Annotated in this window: 16 protein-coding genes and 1 other RNA gene; 15 read left to right on the top strand and 2 right to left on the bottom strand. The window is 55.8% G+C overall.

The features are described from left to right. Positions 1-432 precede the first annotated feature (432 nt). From Q31a_RS03575 to Q31a_RS03560, 5 genes are all read left to right on the top strand, one after another. Positions 433-909 carry a LabA-like NYN domain-containing protein gene (locus Q31a_RS03575; protein ID WP_145074098.1) on the top strand — a complete coding sequence of 159 codons (477 nt, stop codon included), beginning with the start codon at positions 433-435 and terminating at the stop codon, positions 907-909. A 190-nt stretch (positions 910-1,099) separates the two neighbouring features. Further along, entirely contained in the window at positions 1,100-1,420 is a 321-nt protein-coding gene (locus Q31a_RS29910) for an LURP-one-related/scramblase family protein (RefSeq protein WP_197356156.1), read from the top strand. 689 nt (positions 1,421-2,109) lie between these two features. Next, complete coding sequence (locus Q31a_RS03570; protein WP_145074094.1) at positions 2,110-4,206, top strand: purple acid phosphatase family protein; 2,097 nt, start codon at positions 2,110-2,112, stop codon at positions 4,204-4,206. 440 nt (positions 4,207-4,646) lie between these two features. After that, complete coding sequence (locus Q31a_RS03565; protein ID WP_145074091.1) at positions 4,647-5,498, top strand: tetratricopeptide repeat protein; 852 nt, start codon at positions 4,647-4,649, stop codon at positions 5,496-5,498. A gap of 372 nt (positions 5,499-5,870) precedes the next feature. Then, positions 5,871-6,410 (top strand): GNAT family N-acetyltransferase, encoded by a 540-nt coding sequence (locus Q31a_RS03560; RefSeq protein ID WP_145074088.1) that lies wholly within the window; start codon positions 5,871-5,873, stop codon positions 6,408-6,410. 90 nt (positions 6,411-6,500) lie between these two features. On the opposite strand, the gene Q31a_RS03555 is transcribed toward Q31a_RS03560, so the two are convergent. Further along, the gene (locus Q31a_RS03555; protein ID WP_145074085.1) at positions 6,501-7,418 is read right to left on the bottom strand and encodes a carbon-nitrogen hydrolase family protein; all 918 of its coding nucleotides are present in this window, start codon (positions 7,416-7,418) and stop codon (positions 6,501-6,503) included. A gap of 239 nt (positions 7,419-7,657) precedes the next feature. Between Q31a_RS03555 and Q31a_RS03550 the strand changes: the two genes are divergently transcribed. Both Q31a_RS03550 and Q31a_RS03545 read left to right on the top strand, forming a co-directional pair. Next, the gene (locus tag Q31a_RS03550) at positions 7,658-7,915 is read left to right on the top strand and encodes an alpha/beta hydrolase (protein ID WP_145074082.1); all 258 of its coding nucleotides are present in this window, start codon (positions 7,658-7,660) and stop codon (positions 7,913-7,915) included. An 85-nt stretch (positions 7,916-8,000) separates the two neighbouring features. Beyond that, positions 8,001-9,728, top strand: a complete 1,728-nt coding sequence (locus tag Q31a_RS03545) for a family 16 glycoside hydrolase (protein ID WP_145074079.1) — start codon at positions 8,001-8,003, stop codon at positions 9,726-9,728. A gap of 792 nt (positions 9,729-10,520) precedes the next feature. Here Q31a_RS03545 and ssrA read toward each other — a convergent pair. After that, positions 10,521-10,881, bottom strand: a transfer-messenger RNA (tmRNA) gene (gene ssrA / locus Q31a_RS03540). A gap of 407 nt (positions 10,882-11,288) precedes the next feature. On the opposite strand from ssrA, the gene Q31a_RS03535 reads away from it, so the two are divergent. The 8 genes from Q31a_RS03535 (at position 11,289) to Q31a_RS03500 (ending at position 24,555) form a co-directional block, all read left to right on the top strand. Next, entirely contained in the window at positions 11,289-12,158 is an 870-nt protein-coding gene (locus tag Q31a_RS03535) for a prephenate dehydrogenase (protein WP_145074076.1), read from the top strand. Beyond that, positions 12,139-15,078: a phosphoribosylformylglycinamidine synthase subunit PurL gene (purL, locus tag Q31a_RS03530; protein WP_145074073.1), complete on the top strand. Its 2,940-nt coding sequence runs from the start codon at positions 12,139-12,141 to the stop codon at positions 15,076-15,078. Before Q31a_RS03535 ends, purL begins: the two co-directional genes overlap by 20 nt. Before the next feature lie 88 nt (positions 15,079-15,166). Further along, entirely contained in the window at positions 15,167-17,020 is a 1,854-nt protein-coding gene (lnt, locus tag Q31a_RS03525) for an apolipoprotein N-acyltransferase (RefSeq protein ID WP_145074070.1), read from the top strand. A 345-nt stretch (positions 17,021-17,365) separates the two neighbouring features. Then, complete coding sequence (locus Q31a_RS03520; RefSeq protein ID WP_145074067.1) at positions 17,366-18,841, top strand: hypothetical protein; 1,476 nt, start codon at positions 17,366-17,368, stop codon at positions 18,839-18,841. A gap of 148 nt (positions 18,842-18,989) precedes the next feature. Further along, positions 18,990-20,093, top strand: coding sequence for a hypothetical protein (locus tag Q31a_RS03515; RefSeq protein WP_145074064.1), 1,104 nt, complete (start codon positions 18,990-18,992; stop codon positions 20,091-20,093). 171 nt (positions 20,094-20,264) lie between these two features. Then, complete coding sequence (locus tag Q31a_RS03510; protein WP_145086789.1) at positions 20,265-21,392, top strand: hypothetical protein; 1,128 nt, start codon at positions 20,265-20,267, stop codon at positions 21,390-21,392. A gap of 72 nt (positions 21,393-21,464) precedes the next feature. Continuing rightward, complete coding sequence (locus Q31a_RS03505; protein ID WP_145074060.1) at positions 21,465-22,895, top strand: aldehyde dehydrogenase family protein; 1,431 nt, start codon at positions 21,465-21,467, stop codon at positions 22,893-22,895. A 367-nt stretch (positions 22,896-23,262) separates the two neighbouring features. After that, complete coding sequence (locus tag Q31a_RS03500; protein WP_145072667.1) at positions 23,263-24,555, top strand: IS1182 family transposase; 1,293 nt, start codon at positions 23,263-23,265, stop codon at positions 24,553-24,555. Positions 24,556-24,844: the final 289 nt, after the last annotated feature.

Here is a 24,844-nt window from a genome sequence, read left to right as displayed (position 1 = left end):
CAACGGAAAAACAGCTTAATCTTTCCAATTCCCTGGCACAACAGAGGCGACCAACCGAGTCAAGGCAGCGGGTCCAGCCAACAGAATATTGCCTAGAGTTAAGCGTTCGGCAAGGCGATCGCTTGGCGAGTCACCCGGGGCTGCGACGCGACGCTACAGTTGCGGTTACGCTTGTGACTGGCTAGGCTTTCCACCGAACGCACTTTGACGCTCACCTTCTGATCCAGTCGAAGCGGCCCCAGCTGAAATCTCAACGCCTCCGCAGGCAAACCGTGGGGCCTGTGCCGTGGTGCGTCCCTGCATCCTAGGCGAACACCTTGCTGGAGCGTATGCTGGCGGAGGAATTCTAGCAACTGTACGCTGAGACGAATTACTGGCAAAGGACGCTGGTCGCCACTCATCAGTCGCGAGCCGCAAAGAAAGGGTTACCCCATGGATCGAGTTGCGATCTTCGTGGACGTACAGAACGTCTATTACACGGTCAAGCAGAGCCACGGATGTCATTTTGATTATCGGAGGTTCTGGGACCAAGTGACGGCGCGACGAGAGGTCGTAGCCGCCTTGGCCTACGCAATCGATCGCAAAGATCAGAAGCAAATTCAATTCCAACAGATCCTCGAGACCATTGGTTTTAAGGTGAAGCTCAAGCCATTCATCCAGAGAGCAGACGGATCTGCGAAGGGCGATTGGGACGTTGGCATCACGATCGACATGCTCGAGCTTGCCAAAGAGATTGACGTAGCCGTACTCGCGTCTGGCGATGGCGATTTCGATCTAGTCGTCCAGAAGTTGCGTGAGAGCCACAGCGTGGAGGTGGAGGTGTACGGCGAAAGGACGCTCACAGCGGCATCCTTGATCCAGGCTGCGAACCGATTCATTCCCATCGAAGGCCCACTTTTACTGTCATGACAGAGTCGTTGAGGTGCTGCGCAACTTCGCCATTAGGGAGCAGAGCCTTTCCCGGAACTCTCGCTTGCTTCCCCGTCTGGCTGACTCAGCGTGCAGTCGGCACACCTTCGTACCCCGACGAGTCCGGGAGGCTCTTCCCCTTCAACCGCCCGGCACTAAGCACACGCCGCCCAGATCAACGCAGCTTCTGTTGGATCGAGCAACGGATCGCTGTGACCGGAGCGCACCGACCGCTGACGCCGTCCTGTCAAACTCGGAACGAGTGCCCGCCTATTCGGTCATCCAGATTCCGTCGCTCGACAGCCCAGCACTTGACAATCCAAGAGCGCCTCAAGATTACATTTCCTGTGCCATTGGTGGTGTATCGAGCATTCGTTTCGCATTGGGAGCAGCCATGATCTTTCGAATCAAAGAGAAGTTCTGGTCGTGGGGACCTGATTTCAGTATTGATGACGCCGAAGGGAAGCTCTGTTATTACATGGATGGGAAGGCGTTCTCCCGGGGGGCATAAACTCTCATTCCAGGATCCCAACCGCAACGAGCTTGCGTTCATTGGGCGACCTCGTTGACGCATGGAGTTCGATGTGTTCCGGCACATGACTCGCTTCCTCACGAGACTTAAAAGGTCTCCTCGGAGGGAAGGATCCGTCCGTAGCCTACCGAAAATGCAGGAAAGAAGGAGCGGCAATTCGTGGCGACGGAACGCTAGGGCAAGCGAAACATTTGGGTTTAGGGTGGAGAGGATTTGTGAAGCGAATGCTTCAGCTAGCAACTGGTGAGAGCCAAGAACAGAACGACTGTCGAATGCGCAGGACCTCGATCTTCACTTTCGACAAAGTGCCCAAGCAACGGCGAGTGAGTGCGGTGTGTTAGCAGAAGAAATCGTTGGATTTCGCAGGGCAGCGAGAGCACGTGACCTAAAGGCACACAATTGCCTGCGATGCACCGGATCAACGCTCGCAGAGATAGCCGAGAGAACGGAGCGTCTTGATCCAGGGGCCCCCAAACCGTTCGTCGGATATGGTAGAACGGGCAAAGAGAAGTTTGAAGGGCATTGCTCCAAGGAGGGCGAAACGGAAACGAATTGAGACCTGGTTGGGGTGAAACTCGAGCCCTCAGTCCGCCCCAGCCAAGCCCTTCCCTAATTAAGGTATAATGTAATTCCTCTCCCACCGATCCTCCGCTAGCAGTTACCCCACCATGACCAGAGCTGATTCAGCTGCCGCAGCAAGATCGCGGCCTTTCTCACCCACGACCTTCGCCTGGACCGCTTGCTGCATCACGGCCTTCGTTTGCGCCGCCACGCCGCTCGGTCTGGCACAGCAACCGGGCGTTGCTAAAACCGAAACCGACATCCTTTCGCGTGGGCCGTACTTACAGCTCTCCACGCCGACGTCGATTTCGATTTTGTGGCGGACCAGTAGTGCCACCAAGCCAGTGGTGCGGTTTGGGACGCAACCTGATCAACTCGATCAGGAGGTCGCCGCTTCTGCCATCTTAGTCCGTAACGCACCGCTGGCTGGCCTGGAGCCATCGGAGTCGCTGCCTAGCGATACGACTAGCGATGCGTCCCCGACATTGCACTCAGCCCCCGTGGGGACGGTTCAATATGAAGCCTTCCTTTCCGATCTTCAGCCATCGACAAGATATTATTACGCCGTTTTCGATGGTGCGACACCGTTGGCGGGCGGCGCTGAATTCTATTTCCGAACACATCCCAACCCCAGCGCCGTCGAGCCTGTGCGAGTTTGGGTGGTTGGTGATTCAGGAACGGGCGATTCCCGGCAAGCCGCCGTCTATCAAGCCATGCAGGACTTCGTTACCAAGCAAGATCGTCCACTCGATTTGTTCCTACACGTCGGCGATATGGCGTACCCATCGGGAACCGACGCCGAATTCCAACGCAACTTTTTCGATGTCTATCGATCGACACTGCAGAGCACCGTGTGTTGGGCTGCAATGGGCAACCATGAGGGTAAAACGTCCAAAGGATTGCTGGGGATCGGGCCGTACTTTGATGCGTACCGCTGCCCCACCCGAGCCGAAGCCGGTGGATTGGCCTCAGCCAGTGAGGCGTACTATTCGTTTGACTATGCCAACATTCACTTTATTTGTCTCGACTCTCATGATCTCGATCGCGCACCGACGGGCGTGATGTCGCAGTGGTTGCGAGCCGATTTGGAAGCCACCAAGCAGGACTGGATTATCGCCTTTTGGCATCACCCGCCCTATACCAAAGGTTCGCATGATAGTGACAAGGAAGGGGCGCTGATTGAAATGCGCGAGTTGATCATGCCGGTACTCGAAGCCGGCGGCGTCGACCTCGTGCTCACCGGACACTCGCACATTTATGAGCGATCGATGCTGATCGACGGTGCCTATCAAACGCCCACCACGGCGACCGGAGTGGTTTTGGATGACGGCGACGGGAATCCCCACGGGGAAGGTGCGTACCGCAAGAGCAAAGGACTGCACGCTCATCAGGGGACCGTGCAAGTGGTAGCGGGACATGGGGGTGCTAGAGTTACGCGTCTGGGAACATCGCCGGTGATGAAACGTGTGATTGTCGAAAATGGTTCGACGATCCTGGATGTCGAAGGGGATACCTTGACCGGCATGATGGTCGATCGCGGTGGCGCAACGAGCGACCTGTTTAGCATCGTAAAACAAGGTACCGTGATTCCGAAAATTGTTGAAAACCCACGCACACTACCTGCCTATTCGGTGGCTATCGACAAACCGAAGCGTGAGAAATCGGGTACAGTTCCATTCCCTAAAAACGCGACGGAATTGATCAAGCCCAATTCGGAATGGGACTATCTGGCGGGGAGACACGCGGCAGAAAACTGGACTGCCATCGCGGTGATTCCCGAAGAATCCGATGGCTGGAAAGTTGGTAAAACCAGCATTGGCTACGGCGATAGCGATGACATCACCGAATTGAAAGAGATGAAAGACTCGTACTCTGTCGTTTATGCGAGGAGGGAATTCGAACTGGCGCCCGGAGACAAAGAAAAAATAGCCGAGTTGGGCCTGGCGATCGCCTACGACGATAGCTTTATCGCCTACCTCAACGGTCAGGAAGTGCTACGGGTTGGTGTGAAAGTTGGACGAGGCGCGAATGTTGGCGACGTCCAAAGCCACGAAGCCGAAGGGTACGAATACTTCCCGTTACCGAACGCAACGCAGTTGCTCGTTGATGACGACAACATTCTCTCGGTCGAAGGCCACAACGTCAGTCTCAGTAGCAGCGATTTTACGCTCGACCCCTATTTACTAGCAGTACCGAAACGCTGAACGCACATCAAAGCGACAGGCGCCTGCGCAATGTTTTGTCGGTACGCCGTGGGATATGCGATTTATGAGTAGGGACTTTGACATTTAGCCATTCAAGCTGGTCACGGGCGGGGTAGAACTTCTGTTGTACCAACAGTTCCGTTTCGGGTTTGCCCCGGCGGGCTCGCCACCAGAAACTATCGGCCTGGCCGCTCCTAAGCCGGTTCTCACGCACCCTCGAACTGACTTCGACGGTTTGAGCCTGCGAGAGAGATACGAGGGAGCTGCTTGTGTAGCAGCCAGTTGTTGCCCCGACCGGAACACGCCCGGCAAAAGCGAAAATACTATTACAGACCTGCAAGACCATCGGTAACCTATCGCACGTCCGTTGGCATAGGGAACGTTGAAAAAGCACTTGCAGTTTTCGATGAACACGCCGTCCTAGAGAAAAGAAAAGCACCATGCCTCGCTACTGCCTGTACATCGCGTCGCTGGCCGTCTTGGCTGCGGGATCCACCTCGCTGGCTCACGACGGTCCACATGACGTTATCGCTAGGCTTAGCAAAAAAATATCGGTTCAAGGTCCCACGGCGGATCTGCTGTTTCGTCGGGCATGCGAATATCGCGCGCTGCGAGAGTACGAATCGGCGAAGAGCGATCTGCGACATGCTCTGCGTCTCGATCCGACGTCGGAGTTCACCCAAATTGAACTGATTCGGTTGCAGCTGGCTGGGGGCGAGTCTATCGAATTATTGCATCAAGTCGACGCATTGCTTGACAGCCATGACGCTGCGGTGCGCACCGCGGGGCATGCAATTCGCGGTGAGATTTACTATGCTCATCGGCAATGGCAAGCCGCCATCGCGGAGTTTGACATCGCGTTGAAGAACCATCGCAGCGAAATCCAATGGTATCTGTGGCGCGCCGAAGCCCAGCGAGAAGCCGGTCAGACCGAATCACAAATTCGCGGTCTGCGCAGCGCCTATGAATTAACTGCTAGCCCCGTAGTTCAGGCCGCACTCTGTGATGCATTAATCGCCGATGCTGGCCGAGGTCTAGCTCAAAAAGATGGGCGTGCATCCGCGTCGCGAGCAGAAGCTATCGCAATGATCGAACAAAAACTGCAAGACTTCCGTCTGAAAAGCGCATGGCAGATTCGTAAAGCCGAAGTGTTGCTGTTGTCGGATGATCATGCCGCCGCGAATCGCGAGTTGAACAAGGCGATTGCAGAACTAGATGCGAGGCTAGCAACACCGCATCCCGATCCCGCGTTGGTTCAAGACCGCCAAAAAGCGATGCGGTTGATGCATTAAAGACTAGCGTTGAATCACGTGGACATCCTCCCTTCGCTACATCGGCAAGGCAACGCTCCACTGAAGTCAAAAGCGGGTTGCGGGTTTGATGGAGGTTGCGATGCTCCTTCTGTTAGGAAGTCTGAGGTGGACTTTCGATTGATGCGGAGGAATGGCCTGCCACGACAACCTCGCTTGCCGTGGGGGAACGCTATTTACCGTATCATTATTCGCGGCGATGAACGCCGCCTCATTCACGGTAACCGTCGACGAAGTGCTCCAACGGGGGCGAGACTGAAACGAATTGAGAAGCGGTTGAGGATTAAGCATGCAACCCGAGTTTGCTTCCAGTAAAGCCTTGTCGAACTAACAAAACATCAGGGGATAATTGCCATGCATCCAGCCAAGCGAGTTCCACCACTCCCTCAGCCTGAATCGTTGGAAAAGCCTGCTCAGGTAAGCATTCGTCCAGGGGACCTCTCGATAGCCGCTGATCAAACAGCCGTGATTGGACTTCTCAATTCGTACGCAAGTCAGCTGGTAGGGCGAATGAGACCGCTGGACGATTCGGTGGAATGCTCACTGATCGCAGGGCTGCAAAAGCAGCCTGCATGCCGCTTGTTTTTTGCTGAAGTTGACGGTCACATCGTGGGCATGGCGCTATGCTTCTTGGGCTACTCAACCTTCAAGGGAGCACCGCTGATCAACATCCATGATTTGGCGGTTTACCCAGGGTTTCAACGACGGGGCATCGGTTCACAATTGCTCCGTGCTGTCAGCGACTTCGCGCGGCAGCATCGCCACTGTGCAGTCACGCTCGAAGTGCAAGCCAACAATCCAGCGCGGATGTTGTACGCGCGCCATGGATTCGAAGTGCTCGACGTACCCGCCGATGATAGCGCTGTGTTGTTCGGTAAACTGGAGATTGCTTAACTACTGAATAGAAATCGACTGGGGCTTACTCCCCGGCCATCACCTGTCGTCGCTTCGCACCCCATGCAGGGCAGATCAGGACAGGCGTCTCTAGCTATCAGGCTTGAATTTACTCCAATTGGTTCCTCGAGCCGGACGAGGTGTTGGCTTTATTGTGTGATACAGGATCTTTTCTGCCTTTGCTCCATATGGACCATTCAGCATTTCCTTTCCATCGGGACCGATTAATAGGGAACATCCAATGGTGTTCCAATTCTTCCAGGGTCCTGCGGTTATCGGGCCCACATTGCTTGCAGCTGCAATCCAGACGGAAAACTCACGTGCCACAGGCTTATAGAATCCACGCCACGCATCACCGTAGGGCTCAGTTTTGTTATTGTGATCCGGAGGAACTGCCCAACTGGCAGGAGATAGAATAACATCCGCCCCCATATAACAAAGCGATCGGCTGAGAACGTGATCTTTGGCAAATGCATCAGCACATATCATCAAACCGAAAGTACCCAATGGTGTGTGGCATACTCCCAGGCGATCTCCCTGATCGTATACATCATGTCCAATGGAAAGTTCATTTAGTTTGCGATGCTTGATGAGAACCTTCCCCTTGTTATCAATGATTACAGCGGAATTGTAAATGGAATCTCCGTCTCTCTCAACAATTCCCGCGCATAGATAAACATGATTAACTTTTGCAGATTCACAAAGTCGTCTGCATGTTTCGCCATTGGGTATGGGTTCGGCAAACTCTTTGGCCGAGGGATGTGTCCATCCAAGATCCATGACTTCCGGAAGAAGTATTACATCGGCCTTATTAACAGAAGCTTCCCGTATGAGTGCTTCGGCATGAGCAAGGTTTTTAGCTAAGTCCCCTGGTTCAACATACATCTGAACTATGGCCAAATTAAATTCTTTGGGCATGTTTGTTGTCTGAGAAAAAGCATCGGCTGTATCAAAAACCAAGGCCCCAGTGATCAATATATTTATCAGGTAATTGAGCTGTACGTTCATAATCGATCAAGCAACTAATAGTGTCTTAGTTCATCGGTAATTGAAAAAGGCCGAGTTCTGAAGTAGCGACGAACTGAGGCTTCCCACCGTAATTTTTTGGTCAACCGTCTCGGGCGTTTCGGCAAGTGTCACTCCACTTCCAGCTTCGCGATCGTGCGACGTTTAGATTGCACCTTTGCAGAGCGCAATTCTGCGCACGGCTGTGCACTGTTGTAGCTGCAACCTTCGAGCTTCGCAACTTGTTGCTCGGCCTTACGAGCCTGCTCTCGTCGGCTTCTAGTCGCCTCCAGCCTACGATCAAGTTCAATGGTGAGCAATACGCTCAGCACCTTCAGCAAGCGGGTATACCGACGACGTGTGGCCGTTACGACGGCATGATTCATGGGTTTGTCCACTTTGCGGGCGTGTGTGAGGCTGGCCGTGGCACGATCAGCGATATTGCCGAAGTGAACCGATCAACGACGGCCACAGGCGTCCGCGACTCTCCAACCAATTAATATTAACAGTCGACTCTGATCGCAGTAAATTCGTACAATCGGATACTGGCGACGATCAGCAAAGCAACCTGAGAGTACACAAGATATGAAGCCTTCGAAATCGCATTTGGCACTGACCTTCTACCTATTAGCATCGTCGATCCTGCCTCATCCTGCGAGTGCCAATGAGCCCGAGGCTACAATGGATTCCACGGACCTGCTTGGCGGCAAACGCCTCAGGGATGGGGACGGCGAGCCGCGATTTTGGCACGTCGAAGATGGCGTCATTCTGGGCCAAACGAAGATAGACAGCGGCCCTGACGAGAACACACCACTGCTCCAACAAGAGAGAAAATTCAGTGACTTGAAATTGCAGCTCTCCTATCAGGTCGAGGGCCACAACGCGGGAGTCCAATACCGCTGCGTCGATCAAGGCGAATGGGTTGTCTATGGCTACCCGTGGGACTCCGAGGCCCGTTGGCACGCGTTGGATCAGAATCCGAACGCTCTACTTGTCGACGAGTGTAGCGGCGGTTCGGGTTTGCTGCTGAAGACAACATCCACCGATACGGTCGAACAAAGCGTGCCGCCAGCAACCGGGAAGATCAACACTCCGCAGGAGACGCCCGTGCCAGAGGACTTGCTGAATGGAACGGTTGTACCCACAGAAGATACCGTCGACGAATCGGCTGACGGCACGCCAACTTTCAAAGTCGAAACGCCAGCGTCGCCCCACTTCCACGAAAATAGTGGCAGCAGCTTGAGCAGCCTCATCGCCGATAACTCAACCGCATCCAACACTCCAGCGTGCTCATCGCCGCAACCGCTTTCGATTGACGTTTGGTACGGATCACGACAACGCTTTGGTCACCAAGGCAATCCGCAACGCTGGATCAACGTGCTTGGTCGATTGAGAGGGCACGACGATTCTGCGGTGCTGGAATACTCGCTCAATGGCGGCGCGCGAAAAACGCTGACCATCGGTCCCAATAAAACTCGCTTAGCGAATCTCGGAGATTTCAATGTGGAAATCGACCGCATTGACTTACGCACGGGACATAACTCGCTTGTCTTGTTTGCACGAGATGGCCAGGACGAGATCAACACGAATGTCGCGATTGTCTACGCCACGCCATCGACAACTCAATTGCCTCTTCATATTGACTGGTCGAGCGTAAAAGACATTCAGGATGTGGCCCAAGTCACCGATGGTCTGTGGAAACTCACGCCCGGTGGCGTGCGGGTTATTGAGCCGTACTATGATCGAGTCATAGCGTTTGGCGATGAAAGTTGGATGAACTACGAGGTGACGGTGCCAGTCACGTTCCACGGCTTCCGTAAACCTGGGCCCGATGACGGAGGGCGAAACGTAGTTCACGCTGCGATCGCAGTCCGCTGGCCAGGACACGCGATCGACGCGCCCCCTACGCAGCCGAATACGAAATGGTATCCGCTCGGGGCGACCGCAGAGTTCATGATTCAAGACCATCCGCAAGAATGCCGCTGGCGGATCCTCGGTGGTCGTAAAAAGAATGTCATGGAAGACTCACCACGGAAAATTGAATTCGACAAACGGTACATGATGAAGCATCGGGTCGAATCAACGACCGAGTCAACAACCACTTATCGGGTCAAATTCTGGGACGCGGAACAGCCGGAACCCAAGGAGTGGGATGTGACTACGAGCGAAGAAGCCGATGTCGCCAATGGCGGAGCTCTCTTGCTGGCTCACTACGCCGACGTAACCTTCGGCAACGTCACGGTCACTCCATGCAGTGACCTCAAGCCAACGGTTGACGAGCCCCATCCCAATCTGCCGGCTACCACCGAGTAAGCCGACGCGGTGGACTCGAAAGCACATCGCCCCACGAGTGCAATTGGGCCCAAAACCGGACGACGTCTATCGCGAGTAAGCACTTCACGACGACGGACGGCAGACTGGCGCGCTACCGATCTGAACGCCAAACGCAAAGGCATCAGGGTGTTTCATCCGAATCGGGTTTTGACTCTCAATGACCACAACGTGAATGGCGCAGTTTATGCCGAAGCGGTACTTGACGGTTGGGGCGGTCAAGCAGAGAGGTAGCTCAGCCAACAGTCACCAACCAAGTCAAATCATCCACACACCGCAATACGAATACTCTTCCACTGCATCCCGATCGGATTTCCCATTTGCGAAAAGAGATGGAGGGCTTGCATGCTTCGCAGCCATTCCCCCCCAAAAAAATTGGCGTGCTTGATGGTCCAAACGGACCTGGAGCGCACTGGAATCGATTACCGCACGGAAGAGGGCATCGCCGATTTCCATACAGCGGGTCGTCATTCCCATCTTATGGAGTCGCTGCGAAGTGGTGTGACCGTTCCACAAGGGAATGGAACTTGCCCGCCACAGTGATGTTCGGATGCCCATGCGATATCCCCATGTTTCGATCGCTGAGCAAGCTAGGGCGCTGAGTGCAATGCCGCTACCTTTTCAGGATACGGGACTGCACACCTAGTCATAGGCGTCATCGGTTGACACGGATGGGCAGCAGGAAGCTGCGAGTGGAAAAGAAAAAAGCCCTGGAAAACCAGGGCTTTTGTCACTTTTAGTCAGTCCCCGGCAGCGGATGCTGGCGAGGACCAAAGGTGGAGGCGGCGGGAATTGAACCCGCGTCCCGCGATATTTCCATGATAGCCTCTACGTGTGTAGTCAATTGTTTGGTTCTTACTCACTCAGTCGCCATATTGACGAGGCTACTGAGCAAGCCAGCTGGGAGCGGTTTTTAGCCCTTTACGTGCCCTGCGCGGTAAAGAACGATCCGGAATTGCGACTGACAATCGGGCGTCTCCGGCGGACCCCCTCAGTCAGGACAACCTTGTTAGGCTGCCAATGCTAGATTTGCATCTGCACTTAAAGTTATTAGTCAGCTTTTTACGTGGCCAACTGACCAACCACGACACGCCACCATCACTTCTAGCTACCCGGTCGAACCCATTTCGCCCCCAGAAGTAATGCCGAGAATCCCCTTCAAGGCAATTCTCGCTTCTTCCATCTTCGCCATTTCGAGTCAGAAGGCAAGTGTTCGCCCCAAAACTTTCGACAAATGGACCATACCCCATTCCGATTTAGCCCCCACCGGCAGCTTGTCACTTTGGTGAGCGGCTTTCAGTTTTACTGCGAAGGTAGCGTCTCAACTGTCCGGTAGCGGTAACTACTCTGCCTTGCTCACGCGGCGGGTTGCGATTTCCACATGCCTTGCGGGAAAGCTGCGATGTGAGGGGCCAATCATGGGAAACGCTGGCAGCCTGGAAAAGTTCGCAATCCCTGGGAGTGCTCGCGGAGAGCAACGCAACCCTGTAGAATCCGTGTCGAAAATTCTCGTGGGTAGATAAAACTACAAAAGCATGTCCAATGGTGAAATTTGAACGTGTCGTCCTTGTCGGCGTGGGACTGCTAGGCGGTTCCCTCGGGATGGCGCTGCGCGATCGGGAACTCGCGGGCTGTGTGGTGGGTGTAGGTCGCAGGGAGACACCGCTCCGCGAAGCGCTTGCCCTGGGCGCATTGGATGAATTCACGCTCAATCTGTCAGAAGCCTGCCAAAACGCCGACTTGGCGATCATCTGCACTCCCGTCCAATTGGTAGCCGACCAGATCCGAGCTTGCCGAGCGGCCATGCCGGCAGGGGGGCTGATCACCGATGTGGGCAGCACCAAAGCAACGATCTGCCAGGTTTTCGAAGAGGAAAACGGCAGCCACCCCCAGCATGCGGCGGGGACAACGGCGCAGTTCTGCGGCTCCCATCCGCTGGCGGGCAGTGACAAAAGCGGCGTTGCCTTTGCCGAAGCCGATTTGTTTGTCGACAAGTTGACCGTAGTGACGCCGATGGCCCAAACCCCCGAAGCGGCAATCCAACAGACCGAAGCCCTCTGGCAAGCGATGGGAAGTCGCACTGCACGGATGACGCCGGAGCAACATGACGAGGCTGTCGCACGCACCAGCCACCTCCCCCATTTGGTGGCATCAGCGCTTGCTGCAGCCACTCCCGATGCGGTGCTCCCCCTAGCGGCTTCGGGGTGGCGCGATACAACACGTGTAGCAGCAGGCAATGTGGAGATGTGGCGACAGATCGTGACCGAAAACCACGGTCCGGTTCTCGAAGCACTGAACGATTTTTCAGGCCAGCTGCAGCAGTGGATTGCGGCGCTTGAGAGCGGCGACAACGAACGACTCGAAAAACTTCTGGTAGCAGGAAAACAGAAACGTGACTCTGTGGGAAATTGACGTTCTTCCAGCGGCAGGCCAAAACGACGTAGCTGGACAAACATTAGCGGCAGATGCCCGCGACTTGGGACTCGATCCCAACCTTACCATTGCTGCCTCCCGAGGTTTTCTGCTGCAAGGCGAACTCTCGGCCGAGCAGGTCGCCCAAGCGGCTGAGCAGCTGTTGGCCGACTCGGTCACAGAATCCGCGACGGTGGCCCCCATGGGGGATGCAGTGTTGGCCCAATCCCGAACCGCTGCTGACGGTGTGGACTTATCGCAGTTGGTGCACGTACTCCCCAAGCCGGGAGTGATGGATCCGGTAGCTCTCAGCACGCTGCAAGCCCTGCAAGACATGGGATTGCCGGTCGAGCAAGTTTCTACGCTGCGAAAATACTGGCTCCCCGCCGCCACCGATCCCGCCCAACTCAAACGACTCTGTCAAAAGCTACTGTTCAACGACTCGATTGAGCGAGTGGTGACCGGCCCACTGAACCTCACGAAACTCGATGCGGGCAGTGATTATCAGTTCTCCCTGCAACGCGTCCCGATTCGAGAGCTTAACGACGAACAGCTACTCCAGCTGAGCAAGCAGGGGCAGCTCTACCTGACCCTGACGGAAATGCAGACGATCGCAGCTCACTTTCAGGGGCTCAATCGCGAACCGACCGACATTGAACTGGAAACAGTGGCCCAAACGTGGAGCGAGCACTGCAGCCACAAGACCCTGGCCGGCCGCATCGCGTACACCGACGAAAACGGCTCCAAGCAGTTCAAAAACATGCTGAAAGAGACCATTTTCCAGGCAACGGTGCAGATTCGACAAGAATTAGGGGACGACGACTGGTGCGTCAAAGTCTTCTCGGACAATGCAGGGGTGGTCAAATTCGACGACGATTACCATGTCGTGTTCAAAGTCGAAACCCACAATCACCCAAGTGCCATCGAGCCTTATGGAGGTTCCAACACGGGAATTGGCGGCGTGATCCGCGATCCCATGGGCACCGGCCTAGGCGCCAAACCATTTTGCAACACCGACATTTTCTGCTTTGCACCCCCGAATACCGATCCAGCGACGCTACCGCCAGGTGTTCTGCACCCGCGACGCGTGATGAAGGGGGTGGTTTCCGGAGTGCGTGACTACGGCAATCGGATGGGCATCCCCACCGTCAATGGCGCCGTTTACTTCGACCCTCGCTACCTGGGAAATCCACTCGTTTACTGTGGCAATGCCGGGTTGCTGCCGGTCGACAAAGTTGAAAAGGAACCGCTACCTGGAGATTACATTGTCACCATTGGCGGTCGAACGGGACGCGATGGAATCCATGGAGCCACCTTCAGCAGTGCCGAACTGACCAGCGAAAGCGAGTCGATTAGTGGCGGTAGCGTGCAGATTGGTAACGCCATCACCGAGAAGATGGTGCTGGACGTCATGCTCCAAGCTCGCGACGAAGAGCTCTACTCCGCCGTGACCGATTGTGGAGCGGGCGGTTTCAGCAGCGCCGTGGGCGAAATGGGTGAAAAACTCGGGGCCGAAGTGTGGCTCGACCGAGCGCCCCTGAAGTACGCTGGCTTGAGCTACACCGAAATTTGGATCAGCGAAGCGCAAGAGCGAATGGTTTTTGCCGTGCCACCTGAAAAGCTCGAGCGGATGCAAGAATTGTGCGCCGCCGAAGGAGTCGAAGCGTCGGTCATTGGGCAATTTGTCCCCACGGGCATGCTGCGATTGATGTATGACGGCCAAGAGGTCGGCTCGGTAGCGATGGAATTCCTGCACGACGGGCGTCCACCAGTCGTCCGTGAAGCGACCTACGCGGCTCCAGCGGTCCGCCAGGTGGAATTACCAGCCATGGACCAGGCCGCCACGGAGCAGGCCCTCAGCGCCATCCTCGGCTCCCTCAATGTTGCCAGCAAGCATTGGGTCATTCGGCAATACGACCATGAGGTCCAAGCCGGCAGCGCCATCAAACCCCTTGTGGGCCCACAGAGCAACGGTCCGGGTGATGCCGCCGTGGTGCGACCGCGACTCGAGAGCCAACGGGGCGTCGTGATCAGCTGCGGCATGAACCCTTACTACGGCGATCTGGATCCTTATGACATGGCAGCCAGTGCGATTGACGAAGCGATTCGCAACGCGGTGGCCGTCGGTGCCAACCCAACCCGCATCGCGATCTTGGATAATTTCTGTTGGGGAAATACGGACCGTCCCGAGACGCTCGGCACACTGGTTCGCGCCGCACTTGCCTGCCACGATGTGGCGATCGCTTGGAAAACTCCCTTTATTAGTGGCAAAGACAGCCTCAACAACGAATTCAGCTGGGTTGACGAAGCGGGTGTCAAGCAAACGCTGGCCATCCCACCTTCACTGCTGATCAGTGCGATGGGGCAGGTGGAGGATGTCGCCCAATGCGTGACCATGGACCTGAAAGAGGCGGGGAATCCGATCTACCTGGTCGGCGCTACGCACCGCGAGCTGGGTGGCTCCCACGTCTTGCAAGTCCTGGAGAAATCGGGCGGGCAAGTTCCCAAGGTTCGGCTCGGAGAGGCCCAGGCGATCTTCCAAGCAGTGCATGCGGCGATCCGGGCTCAGAGCGTGCGAGCTTGCCACGACTTGAGCGAAGGCGGCTTGGCTGTGGCACTTGCAGAAATGGCCTTTGCCGGACAATTGGGCCTGTCGGTGGATCTCCAAGAAGCCCTAGGGCAGGCTGGAATCGAAGCTACCGAATTGCTATTCTCCGAAAGCAACAGCCGCTTTTTGATCGAAGTCGATGTGGCTCATGAGGCGGAATTCAAGCGATTGCTCGGCAGCGTTCCGTGCGTGCGATTGGGAGAAGTGGTCGAGGGAGCCAACGTAACGATAGCAGCCGCCGATCGCACCTTGGTCGACCGCCCGTGGCAAGCACTATTTGAAGCTTGGCATCGCCCACTCGACTGGGCATAGGCATAACAGACTGCCATTCCCTCACTTGGCGGGAACGACAGTGGCGAGCAGCTTGGCACCAACCACTAGACTGGGCAAGATACAGATTATGGCAAGGAAGCCCCGCACCAAACGCGCCACCCCATCCGAAAAACCGGCGGCTGCAACAGGCCAACCGGCATCCGACTGGCGCAGCGTGCTGTGGCCCTCGCTCGCCAGTGCGGTGGCTCTGTGGGCAGCCTTTCCGCCAGTTGGCCTGAGTCTCCTGGCCTGGCTGGCACCAATGGGATGGCTGGTCGTAGCCGATCGCAAGCCCCCCATTTCACGGCGGGGTTACACGGCACTTTGGCTCAGCGGCTGCCTCTTTTGGCTGGCAACGCTCCAAGGCATCCGCCTCGCTTATTGGCCACTCTACTTCGGTTGGCTAGCCCTGTCCCTGTACCTGGCTTGCTACATCCCGCTGTTCGTGGGAATGACGCGTCTACTACGGCAACAACTGCGACTCCCATTACTACTCGCTGCACCAACATCCTGGGTTGGTCTGGAGCTGTTTCGGAGCCTATTCATGACCGGATTCGCAGTCAATTTATTGGCGCACACCGAAGCTAGGCATCCGCTGACAATTCAAATCACCGATCAAATAGGCGTGTACGGATTGAGCTGGATCATGATGGCGGTTGCCGTCGCTGCCTACCAACTGGCGGTCTACCTGTTGGACCGGCAAAGATTGAGAAAGCGGCTGGCCAACCGGGAATCCACTCTCAGCCAAGCTACAGCACAGCGTCCCTTCCCTGTGGCGGCGTTAGGGCTGGCAAGCGGCTTGGTGATGACAACTCTCGCGTATGGAGGATGGCGACTGCGGCAGGCAGATCAACTGGCTCAATCTCCGCCTCTCCTCAACGTTTTGCTAGTCCAGGAGAATACCCCGACGCAGTTCGACGCAGACCGATCGATGTACCGGCAGGCGTGGAATCGCTATTTGGAGCTAACTCGGAAACTGGCGAATGAGCACCGGTCCACCGGAGTAGAAATTGCTCTGGTGGTATGGCCAGAGTCGACTTTTACGGGCGGGGATACGCCTTGGATTTCCCCCAACCTACCCCAAGAATTACCGGAAGCGATGGCCCAGGGTGCTCCCGAGCTAGTCCTCCGACAGATCGAAGCGATCCAAGAAGCGTTTTTCACGAAGATAGGCATGGTGTTGGCTGCCGCTCGAGGACAAACCTTTCGCTTGCGTCCCGACGAGGCAACCAGGCAGCAGAGCCCGCACTTGCTAGTAGGGGGAGACGCGATCGTCATCAACGACCAGGAACAGCGAGACTACAATGCGGCTATCTTTATTGGCCCAGATGGCAGGGTGCTGGGGCACTACGCCAAAATGCAATTGGTGATGTTTGGCGAGTACATTCCTTGGGGAGCGGCCATGGAGTGGTTGCGGCAACTGTACCCCCTGCGGACGCAACCAGGTGAGGATGCCCGGTCGTTTCAAATTGGCGAAGTCCGCTTCGCTCCCAACATCTGCTTTGAGAGCACGCTCCCGCAGTTGGTGGCCTGGCAGATCGGTACCTTAAGGGCGCGGGGAGAGGCCCCTGACGTCCTGATTAATGTCACCAACGACAGCTGGTTTCGAGGATCCTCTATTTTGGACCACCACTTGGCCTGCTCTACCCTGATTGCGGTCGAGAACCACCTTCCCATGTTAGTGGCAGCCAACACGGGAATTTCGGCGCACATCGATGGGAGTGGCCGAATCCTTCAAGCGACCGATCGCTTGGTAGCCGATGGCATCCTAGCCTCCCCACGGCGCGACGGGCGCTGGGGACTGGTCCAAGCGGCCGGGCAGCTGGTGGGCTGGATCTGCCTCATTTTCGTTGGCGTGGCCCTTGTGCCCCCATGCTGGAGGGCTCTCACCCGCCGTTTTGCTTCACAGTTCCCAAATTCGCCGGTACAAATTCGCCGGTAACTGGTGCACGAGTCGTACCGTAGATACCGTCGCCAGACGGTACTTGTTGCTTCAATTGCGATGCTATCCACGCTCTGACGAGCGTAGCTACGTGAATAGATGCTATCCACGCTCTGGCGAGCGTAGCTACGTGAATAAGCGTAGCTACGTGAATAGTTGTGCGGATCCTAGGGATTGGGGGATTTTGTTCCCGAAAATCAGATGGGAACGGCGGGAAGGAGTGCGAAAAGTTTGACGACGTGAGAGCGGGTAAATACACTGACAACTGCTGATCAGACCAGTTCGTCCGCAATAGCGTGGCTGGTTGTCCACCTTTTTCCCGGACTCTTTTCTCGGATCCCAGACATGGCAGTTCGCGACAGGAACCTATTCGCCTGGCAAGCATACGTCATCACTATGGCGTTTTTGTCGGTCGCATTGCTCCTCGGAATGTTCTTTTTGTGGCGTAGTCACGCAGACTTATCGACGAAGCTGGATGCGGCAAATGAGCAATTGTCCACCGCTACCGCGGCGGTTCGCAAATCGGATTCGCGTGTCGAACGCTTGAAGTCGATGCTCGGCTACGGTGAGAATTCCGTAGAGGACATGGAGCGGATGCAGTCCGAGTTCCAGGCGGATGAATCGCTTTCGATGGTGGAAAAAGACTATGCCGAAGCGATGAAGTTGTTCGCGCCCAGCGTGCCGGCCAACGAAAAGGACTTGATGGCCTTGCCCATGTACCTGCTGAATACAGTGCGTGAGCGAAACGTGGACATCGATACCGCTCGGCAGCGTGAAGCCAAACTGACCGAAGAAAAAACAGCTACCGTGCAGCGTGAGACCAAGAAAGCAGAAGATGCGGTCGCGGCGCAAAAGAAGGCGGAAGCCGACCTCGAACAAACCCGCGTTGAACATGCCAAAATGCTGGCAGAAGTTAACAAGCAGAAGGACGAAGCGGTCGCCAAGTTTGGGGAATACAAGCAAATGCTGGACTCCAAGATGGCTGCCGTCACCAACGAGTTGAAGAACACGACCGCCACCGCCGACCGCCAACGAGCGGCGATCGACGATCTCACCGACAAGCTGGCTCAGTACGAGAATCCGGACTTCGCGGCACCTCAAGGTGACATCATTGATGTCGCCAACGGTGGAACCGTGGTATGGATCAACCTAGGCAAAGAAGATGGACTCCGCGAAGGCGTGCCGTTCTCCGTCATTGACGAATCGGCCGTCAACATTAGCGAAGCCAAGCCCAAAGCTCAGCTGATCGTCAATCGCGTATTCGATGCCCACCTGTGCCAAGCTACGGTTCAGGACTACGACTACCGCAAGACCATCATGAAAGGGGACAAGGTTTACTCTCCTGCCTGGCGGCCTGGACGCAAGGTCGGCTTTGCCCTGGTCGGCGTCATGGACGTCAACGGAGACGGCAAGGACGACATCAATCAAATTCGCGAGCTGATTGGAACGGCTGGCGGATCGATCGATGCGGAAATCTCCCCCGAGGGAACCTCAACCGGACAAATGACCTATAATACCAGTTGGCTAGTGCTAGGAACCGACTTGAGCCTGCCGGAGAATGCCAGCGACGAAATGCGGCAACAGCAGGCAGCCAAGGCAACCCAGTATGCAGAATTCATGAAACTGGCGCGGCAGAATGGTGTGCAGCAAATTTCGCTCGACAAGCTCATGGGCTACCTGAAAACCAAGAGCTCCGACCGCACCATTCCGCTGGGAACGCGGACACGCGCCGACGACTTCCCGATTGGAAAGCGAGTCAATCCTCCTGCCAGCAGGGGGAGCGTAAGCGATATCTACACGCCAAGAGTGGCACCAAAGTAACTAATTATGAGGATTGCATGATTTTCGAGCCCTTTCGATTGACCTTAATCGGTCGACTTACTAAACTCGACGCATGCGACGTATTGCCCCTAAAGTACCAACCCAGACTAAAATACACCCGAGTTTGTTCTCCCGAGAAAGTTACAGCATGAAAAAGTTTATTGCAGCGATGCTTGTCTGCTGCGGTCTAGCACCGTTTGCCGTCGCTCAGGAAGTGGTTCAAACCGCATCTTCCACGGTTGCACCAGGCGTTTATCACAGTGGCTGGGCTAGTCTTGATGCAGCAGGAAACGTCCAGGGTCAAGTCGTCACCGTCGGAGCAGGTGGCATCACCACCCCACAAGCCGGCTCGGTGGTTGAACTGCGTGACGGGGAAGCCTTGGTAGCTTCGGCGACAGCCGACTCCAATGGCAACTTCATCCTTTCGAAAGTGGCACCTGGCGTTTACGGCCTGACCGCTGCCGGCCCCAACACTTTTGCGGCTCACGCGGTACAAGTCCTGTCGCACCCGCAAGGTGCTGCAGACCAGGGCATGGCAGTTTACGCAACCCATCTCAACCGCGCTGAGGTTGATGGAATTCTGCGAAGCTTGTTTGTGCCAGGTCCAATTGCTGAATCGACCTACGGCCCACTTCAAGAACCTGTTGGCCCCGTAGTTCAATCGCAACGCGTAGCGATGAACGGTGGTGTTGTCGATTGCTACCTTTCCTTCTCCCATGGAAACGGAACTCCTGAAGCTCACACGGTCAAGATTCTTCAAGACGGTGTGGTTACGGAAACAGCTGCGGTTGATAGCACCGGACGCTTTACCTTCCATCCTCAATCGGCTGGTGCATACGACCTGGTCGTGGGCGGAATTGGCTTCGGTTCGATCGGCGTTGAAGTTGTCGACGAGACCGCTGGAAACCAACTGACATCCAACGACAAGTCGTCGCGATTTGTAGCGGCCAAGATGAACAATGCAGTCGTACAGCAATCGTTGATGGTCCCCGTGATCGCACCATCGACACCTGCCAACCAGCCTCCCATGATCGTTGAAGAATTTGCTGGTCCTCCAGCTCTCGGCGGTGGATTCCCTGCGGGTGGTGGATTCTCCGGTGGCGGTGGATTCGGCGGCGGCGGTGGCGGCGGTGGATTTGGTGGTGCCGGTGGACTACTGGGCATCGCTGGTCTGGCCGTAGGCATTGCAGCCCTGGCGGACGACGACGACGGGTTCACCCCTCCAGTCGCTACTGGAATCGTCACTCCTTAATTGGAGGCAAGCTTTCAGTTCGAAAAATTCTAAAACGCAGGTCATCTTTGGCCTGCGTTTTTTCGTACCTATAGCCACGGATAGTTGTCTCGACCGGTCTAGTCGGTTATGCTCGTCAACCTCACCTTGGCTGATCCCCATCCCCACCACTCCCCTCAAGAGAACGCACAGATGACGGTCGAGAGCGCAGGACAAAACAACGCTGATTCCGAGGCTGCAGCACGCGCGGCACTAGACGCCCACACTGTCGAGACGGTGCAGTGGCACTTCCACGAGAGTACCGGTTCACCATTCTGGCTTGAAAAGAAACGCGACCTCAAATTCGACCCGTTGACGGAAGTCAAGAGCTTCGAAGACCTCAAGAAGTTCCCACTGTTCGAGGACGATTGGTTGCGTGGCGGTCCCGTGCGACGGTGGGTTCCCAAGGGCCTCGATGGACGCCCCACCTACGTCTTCGAAACGGGTGGTACAACGGGAGTACCGAAGAGTCGCGTGGTGATCGATGACTTTCGCACCGACTACGAGCTGTTTAGCGATACACTTCCCGATGAGTATTTCCCTAAGGGTGGCAATTGGTTGATGCTCGGCCCTTCCGGTCCGCGACGCTTGCGATTGGCCGTTGAGCATTTGTGCCAGCATCGTGGCGGCATCAGCTTCTGCATTGATCTCGATCCACGATGGGTGGTCAAGCTGATCAAAAAGGGCTGGATGGAGCACCTGGAAGAGTACAAAAAGCACTGCATTGACCAAGCCATTACCATTCTGACGGCAGGGCACGATATCAAGTGCATGTTTACCACTCCCAAGCTGCTGGAATCGTTGGCCTACGGCCTGGCGGAGCAGGGGACGAGTATTCAAGAAATCGGCATTACCGGAATCTTCTCGGGCGGAACCGAGTTCACTCCTCAGTGGACTCGCTTTTGCGTCGAGGAACTACTGGGAGGCCCCGCTGAGGAAAGCGGCGTGTACATGACTCCCACCTACGGCAATACGCTGATGGGCTTGGCGTGCAGCAAACCGATTACTGCGGAAGATGACTACAAGATTGCTTACTACGCACCGCAGCCTCGCGCCGTGGTCGAAGTGGTCGATTTTGACGATCACCACCAAGTCGTCCCCTACCAGGCAACCGGTCGCGTCAAACTCTACACGCTGACCAAAGAATTCTTTGTCCCCGGCTTTCTCGAGCGGGATGAAGGGGAACGCGAGGCGCCTTTCGCCAAATACCCTTGGGACGGTGTCAGTGGCGTGCGACCGTACCACGCCATTGCCTCGCAAACTACCGTGGGCGTGTATTAAAAGCGCACCCCTAAATCTTTCTATCAGAAACCGCGCCGAACGAGGCGTCTTTATAGGTTGGAGCTGTTTAGCGTGTTGACTTTGAATGCCTTGCGTTGGGGGAAGCCTTACAAGTCCCTCGAAACTCAGGAAGTGGTTCACTTCGATACTGGCGAGCCGATCGCCAGCATTGGTCAAGTCAACGGCGGCATGCTGCAGCTTGACATGAAACACACCGCGCGTGCTCGTGCAGTGCTGCGCGCGATCGCTCCGTCAGAGTTGCTGACGCGATGCAAAAAAGCAGCAGAGCTATTCGAAACTGCAACGCTCCCCATGGGAGATGGCACACAATCGGTCGACGAGTTCATCCACCAACAATCTGCGAGCACCGGACTGCCGGAGCACATGTGTCGCGGCAACATGAAGAAGAACTCCTTCGTGCTGGCTAACATGGAGCAGATCCTCGACTCGCTGACCCGCGGACTCGATCTGAACATTCTGACGCGTGGATATGGCGACGAAGGACGCGGGGTCACCGTCAGCTATCAAGTACAAACACCGGTGTTGGGCGCTGTGCTGCCCAACAACTCCCCCGGCGTGCATACCTTGTGGCTGCCTGCAGTGGCCCTGCAAATTGGACTGATGCTTAAGCCGGGTAGCCAAGAGCCTTGGACCCCCTATCGCATGGTCGCCGCATTCATTGAAGCCGGCATTCCAGCAGAAGCCTTCGCTCTCTACCCCGGTGGACACGATGTGGGCCAAGCCCTTCTCAGCCGATCGCCACGGTCCATGGTCTTCGGCAGCGCCCAAACGGTGGAACAGTACGCGGGGAATCCTCGGGTCCAAGCGCATGGCCCCGGTTTCTCGAAAATCATCTTTGGTGACGACTGCGTAGATCGCTGGGAAGACTACCTCGATGTCATGGTCGAAAGCGTCTTTTCCAACAGTGGCCGCAGCTGCATCAACTGCTCGGGAATCTGGGCTTCGCGGCATACCGAAAAGATCGCTGCCGCTCTAGCCGAGCGCCTTGGCCCAACCGCGGTCCTGCCTCCCCAAGACGATCAAGCTGGCCTAGCGGCTTTCACCAACGCTAAGATGGCTACCGGAACCTGGGCCATGGTCCAACAAGACCTCGCCGAGAGCGGAGTGACCGACCTCACCGCACAATTTGGAGATCGACTGGTGGAAAAGGAACGTTGCGCCTACCTGAAGCCCGTGGTGGCCACGGCGGACAGTCCAGATCGTGCGATCGCCAGCAAGGAATACATGTTCCCCTTCGTCAGCGTCGTGAAGTGCGATCAGAAACAACTACTGAAGAAGATCGGCCCCACCCTGGTCGGTACCCTGATTACTGAAGATGGAGAACTGATCGACCAGTTTACTGAGAGCACGAGCGTCGATCGGCTCAACATCGGCCCCATCCCCACCAATAGGCTAAATTGGCTCCAGCCTCACGAGGGAAACCTAACGGAATTCCTATTCCGCTCCAGGGCCTACCAAACCGCCCCTGCCAGCCCGCAATAGCCCCCCCGGCTAGAACGGGTGGTGCCTGAAAGCGTGCGATTACACCAGCCCCCCAGTAGAGCTAGCCTTTGGGGGACAGACCTCCTGGCGGTGGTTAGTCAAATTTAGGGCATTTTTCGGCTTTGGCGTCGAGGTAGCTTCCGTAACCGGTGTGAAGCGGAGACCAACTTTCCTTGCTTACCGGGCCTGTCGAAATAGTAACCCGCTGCGTGAGCAAGGAAAGATAGTTGCCGCTGCAAGGCAGTATGGGACGCAACCTCCGCGTTAGAATTCAAATTGCTATTAAATCGACAGCCCGTCACGCGGCTAGGCTGTGAATTTTTAGCCAAGTGGTTTGCAAATTAATTTTGGGCGCTACAACTATAGTATGAATACTCAAAAACCATCGCAGCTTGCTCGTGTTTCCCGCCCCCATCGTATTCAAGTGGAAATGCACATGCTTTCACTTGAAGATATGCTTCCGCGCGACCATCGTGCTCGCATTGTCTGGTCGTTTGTCAAAACGTTGGACCTAGAACCTCTGTATGAAAAGATCGTTGTCACCAAGAGCACCGTTGGCCGCAATAGTATTGCGCCGGAGATACTGGTTTCACTGTGGCTTCTGGCAACCTTGGATGGCATCGGCACAGCCCGAGAACTTGGTCGCCGATGCGAGACGGACATAGCCTATTTATGGACGCTCGGAAATGTCACGGTCAATTATCACACGTTGAGCGACTTTCGAGTGGAGAACGGAGCATTCTTGGAGAAGACGCTCGTTGACACGGTTGCCTCGTTGGTCGCCCAAGGTCTGGTGCCCCTGGAGACCATTGCCCAAGACGGAATGCGCGTTCGGGCTAGTGCAGGCAGTAGTTCGTTTCGCCGCAAGCCGACGCTTGAGTCATTGCAGCAGCAGGCTCAGGCTCACGTAGATAGATTGAAGAAAGAATCCGAGAACGAATGCGATCGTTCCGATGGAGACGCACGTCGCCAAGCGGCAGTCGAACGAGCATCGCGTGAGCGTCAAGAGCGATTAGATGAGGCTTTGCGACAGTTTGAGGAGCTTAGTAAGCAGCGCGAGTCTCGGAGAAAAGGTGACGGCGAAAAGACTCGCGTGAGCACTACGGACCCTGACGCCCGTAATATGAAGATGGCCAATGGTGGCTTCGATCCGGCCTTCAACGTCCAGTTCGCAACCGATGCTGACTCGCGAGTAATAGTCGCTGTCGATGTTATCAACTCGGGAACTGACAGTGGCCAAATGGCACCAATGCACGAGAAAGTGTGCTCAACTTACGACAAGACACCAAAGACGCAATTGGTCGATTCCGCTTACGCAACCAAGGGCGATGTTAAGACCGTAGAGTCTAAAGGGACCGAAGTCGTCTCCACGATCCCCCGTGGATCGGTATTGGAAAGCAAAGGCAAAGATCCTCACGCGCAGCAACCTGGCGAAAGCGACGAATACACAGCGTTTCGCGCGAGAATGGCCAAAGAGGAATACAAAGAGCTTTACAAGACGCGCCCGTCGGTTGCCGAGTTTCCCAATGCGGACTGCCGCAATCGGAACCTTCGGCAATTCAAAGTTCGAGGACTGGTGAAGGTCAAAGCGGTAGCGTTATGGCATGCCGTGGCCTTTAACTTCACACGCATGGTAAACCTGGGGGCCTTGGCAAGCTAAGCAGTTGCAAGGCAACCGCTTGGTTGAGAAATAACACAACTCGAAGAGATGAGCATGATGGACACGAGCTAACTTGCTGGCCAACAATCCGACCAGGTAAGACTTTCAGCCGCCAATTCGAAAAAATTTCGTGGTTGGAATACCAAAAGAGTCCGTTGGTGAAAAAACTTCACAGCCTAGGCGGGTTGCAATTTTAATCCGCTGTTCGACGACGCGGGTTGCGGGCTCATCCCAGGCGTCTTAAGCCAGCCCCCCCCCATTCGGTGAGCTGCGGCGGGAATTGTCGCAG

It is taken from the genome of Aureliella helgolandensis, from assembly GCF_007752135.1.
In the GTDB taxonomy this organism is placed as follows: Bacteria; Planctomycetota; Planctomycetia; order Pirellulales; family Pirellulaceae; genus Aureliella; species Aureliella helgolandensis.
Note: the sequence above shows the minus strand (reverse complement) of the source record. Positions and strands in the feature narration are given on the sequence as shown.

Excerpts from the sequence above, each read along its gene's own strand:
- Q31a_RS03570 (WP_145074094.1), top strand. The coding sequence starts at position 2,110 with ATGACCAGAGCTGATTCAGCTGCCGCAGCAAGATCGCGGCCTTTCTCA.
- Q31a_RS03565 (WP_145074091.1), top strand. The coding sequence starts at position 4,647 with ATGCCTCGCTACTGCCTGTACATCGCGTCGCTGGCCGTCTTGGCTGCG.
- Q31a_RS03545 (WP_145074079.1), top strand. The coding sequence starts at position 8,001 with ATGAAGCCTTCGAAATCGCATTTGGCACTGACCTTCTACCTATTAGCA.
- Q31a_RS03515 (WP_145074064.1), top strand. The coding sequence starts at position 18,990 with ATGAAAAAGTTTATTGCAGCGATGCTTGTCTGCTGCGGTCTAGCACCG.
- lnt (WP_145074070.1), top strand. The coding sequence starts at position 15,167 with ATGGCAAGGAAGCCCCGCACCAAACGCGCCACCCCATCCGAAAAACCG.
- Q31a_RS03560 (WP_145074088.1), top strand. The coding sequence starts at position 5,871 with ATGCATCCAGCCAAGCGAGTTCCACCACTCCCTCAGCCTGAATCGTTG.
- Q31a_RS03500 (WP_145072667.1), top strand. The coding sequence starts at position 23,263 with ATGAATACTCAAAAACCATCGCAGCTTGCTCGTGTTTCCCGCCCCCAT.
- Q31a_RS03510 (WP_145086789.1), top strand. The coding sequence starts at position 20,265 with ATGACGGTCGAGAGCGCAGGACAAAACAACGCTGATTCCGAGGCTGCA.
- Q31a_RS03575 (WP_145074098.1), top strand. The coding sequence starts at position 433 with ATGGATCGAGTTGCGATCTTCGTGGACGTACAGAACGTCTATTACACG.
- Q31a_RS03555 (WP_145074085.1), bottom strand. The coding sequence starts at position 7,418 with ATGAACGTACAGCTCAATTACCTGATAAATATATTGATCACTGGGGCC.
- Q31a_RS03520 (WP_145074067.1), top strand. The coding sequence starts at position 17,366 with ATGGCAGTTCGCGACAGGAACCTATTCGCCTGGCAAGCATACGTCATC.
- Q31a_RS03535 (WP_145074076.1), top strand. The coding sequence starts at position 11,289 with ATGGTGAAATTTGAACGTGTCGTCCTTGTCGGCGTGGGACTGCTAGGC.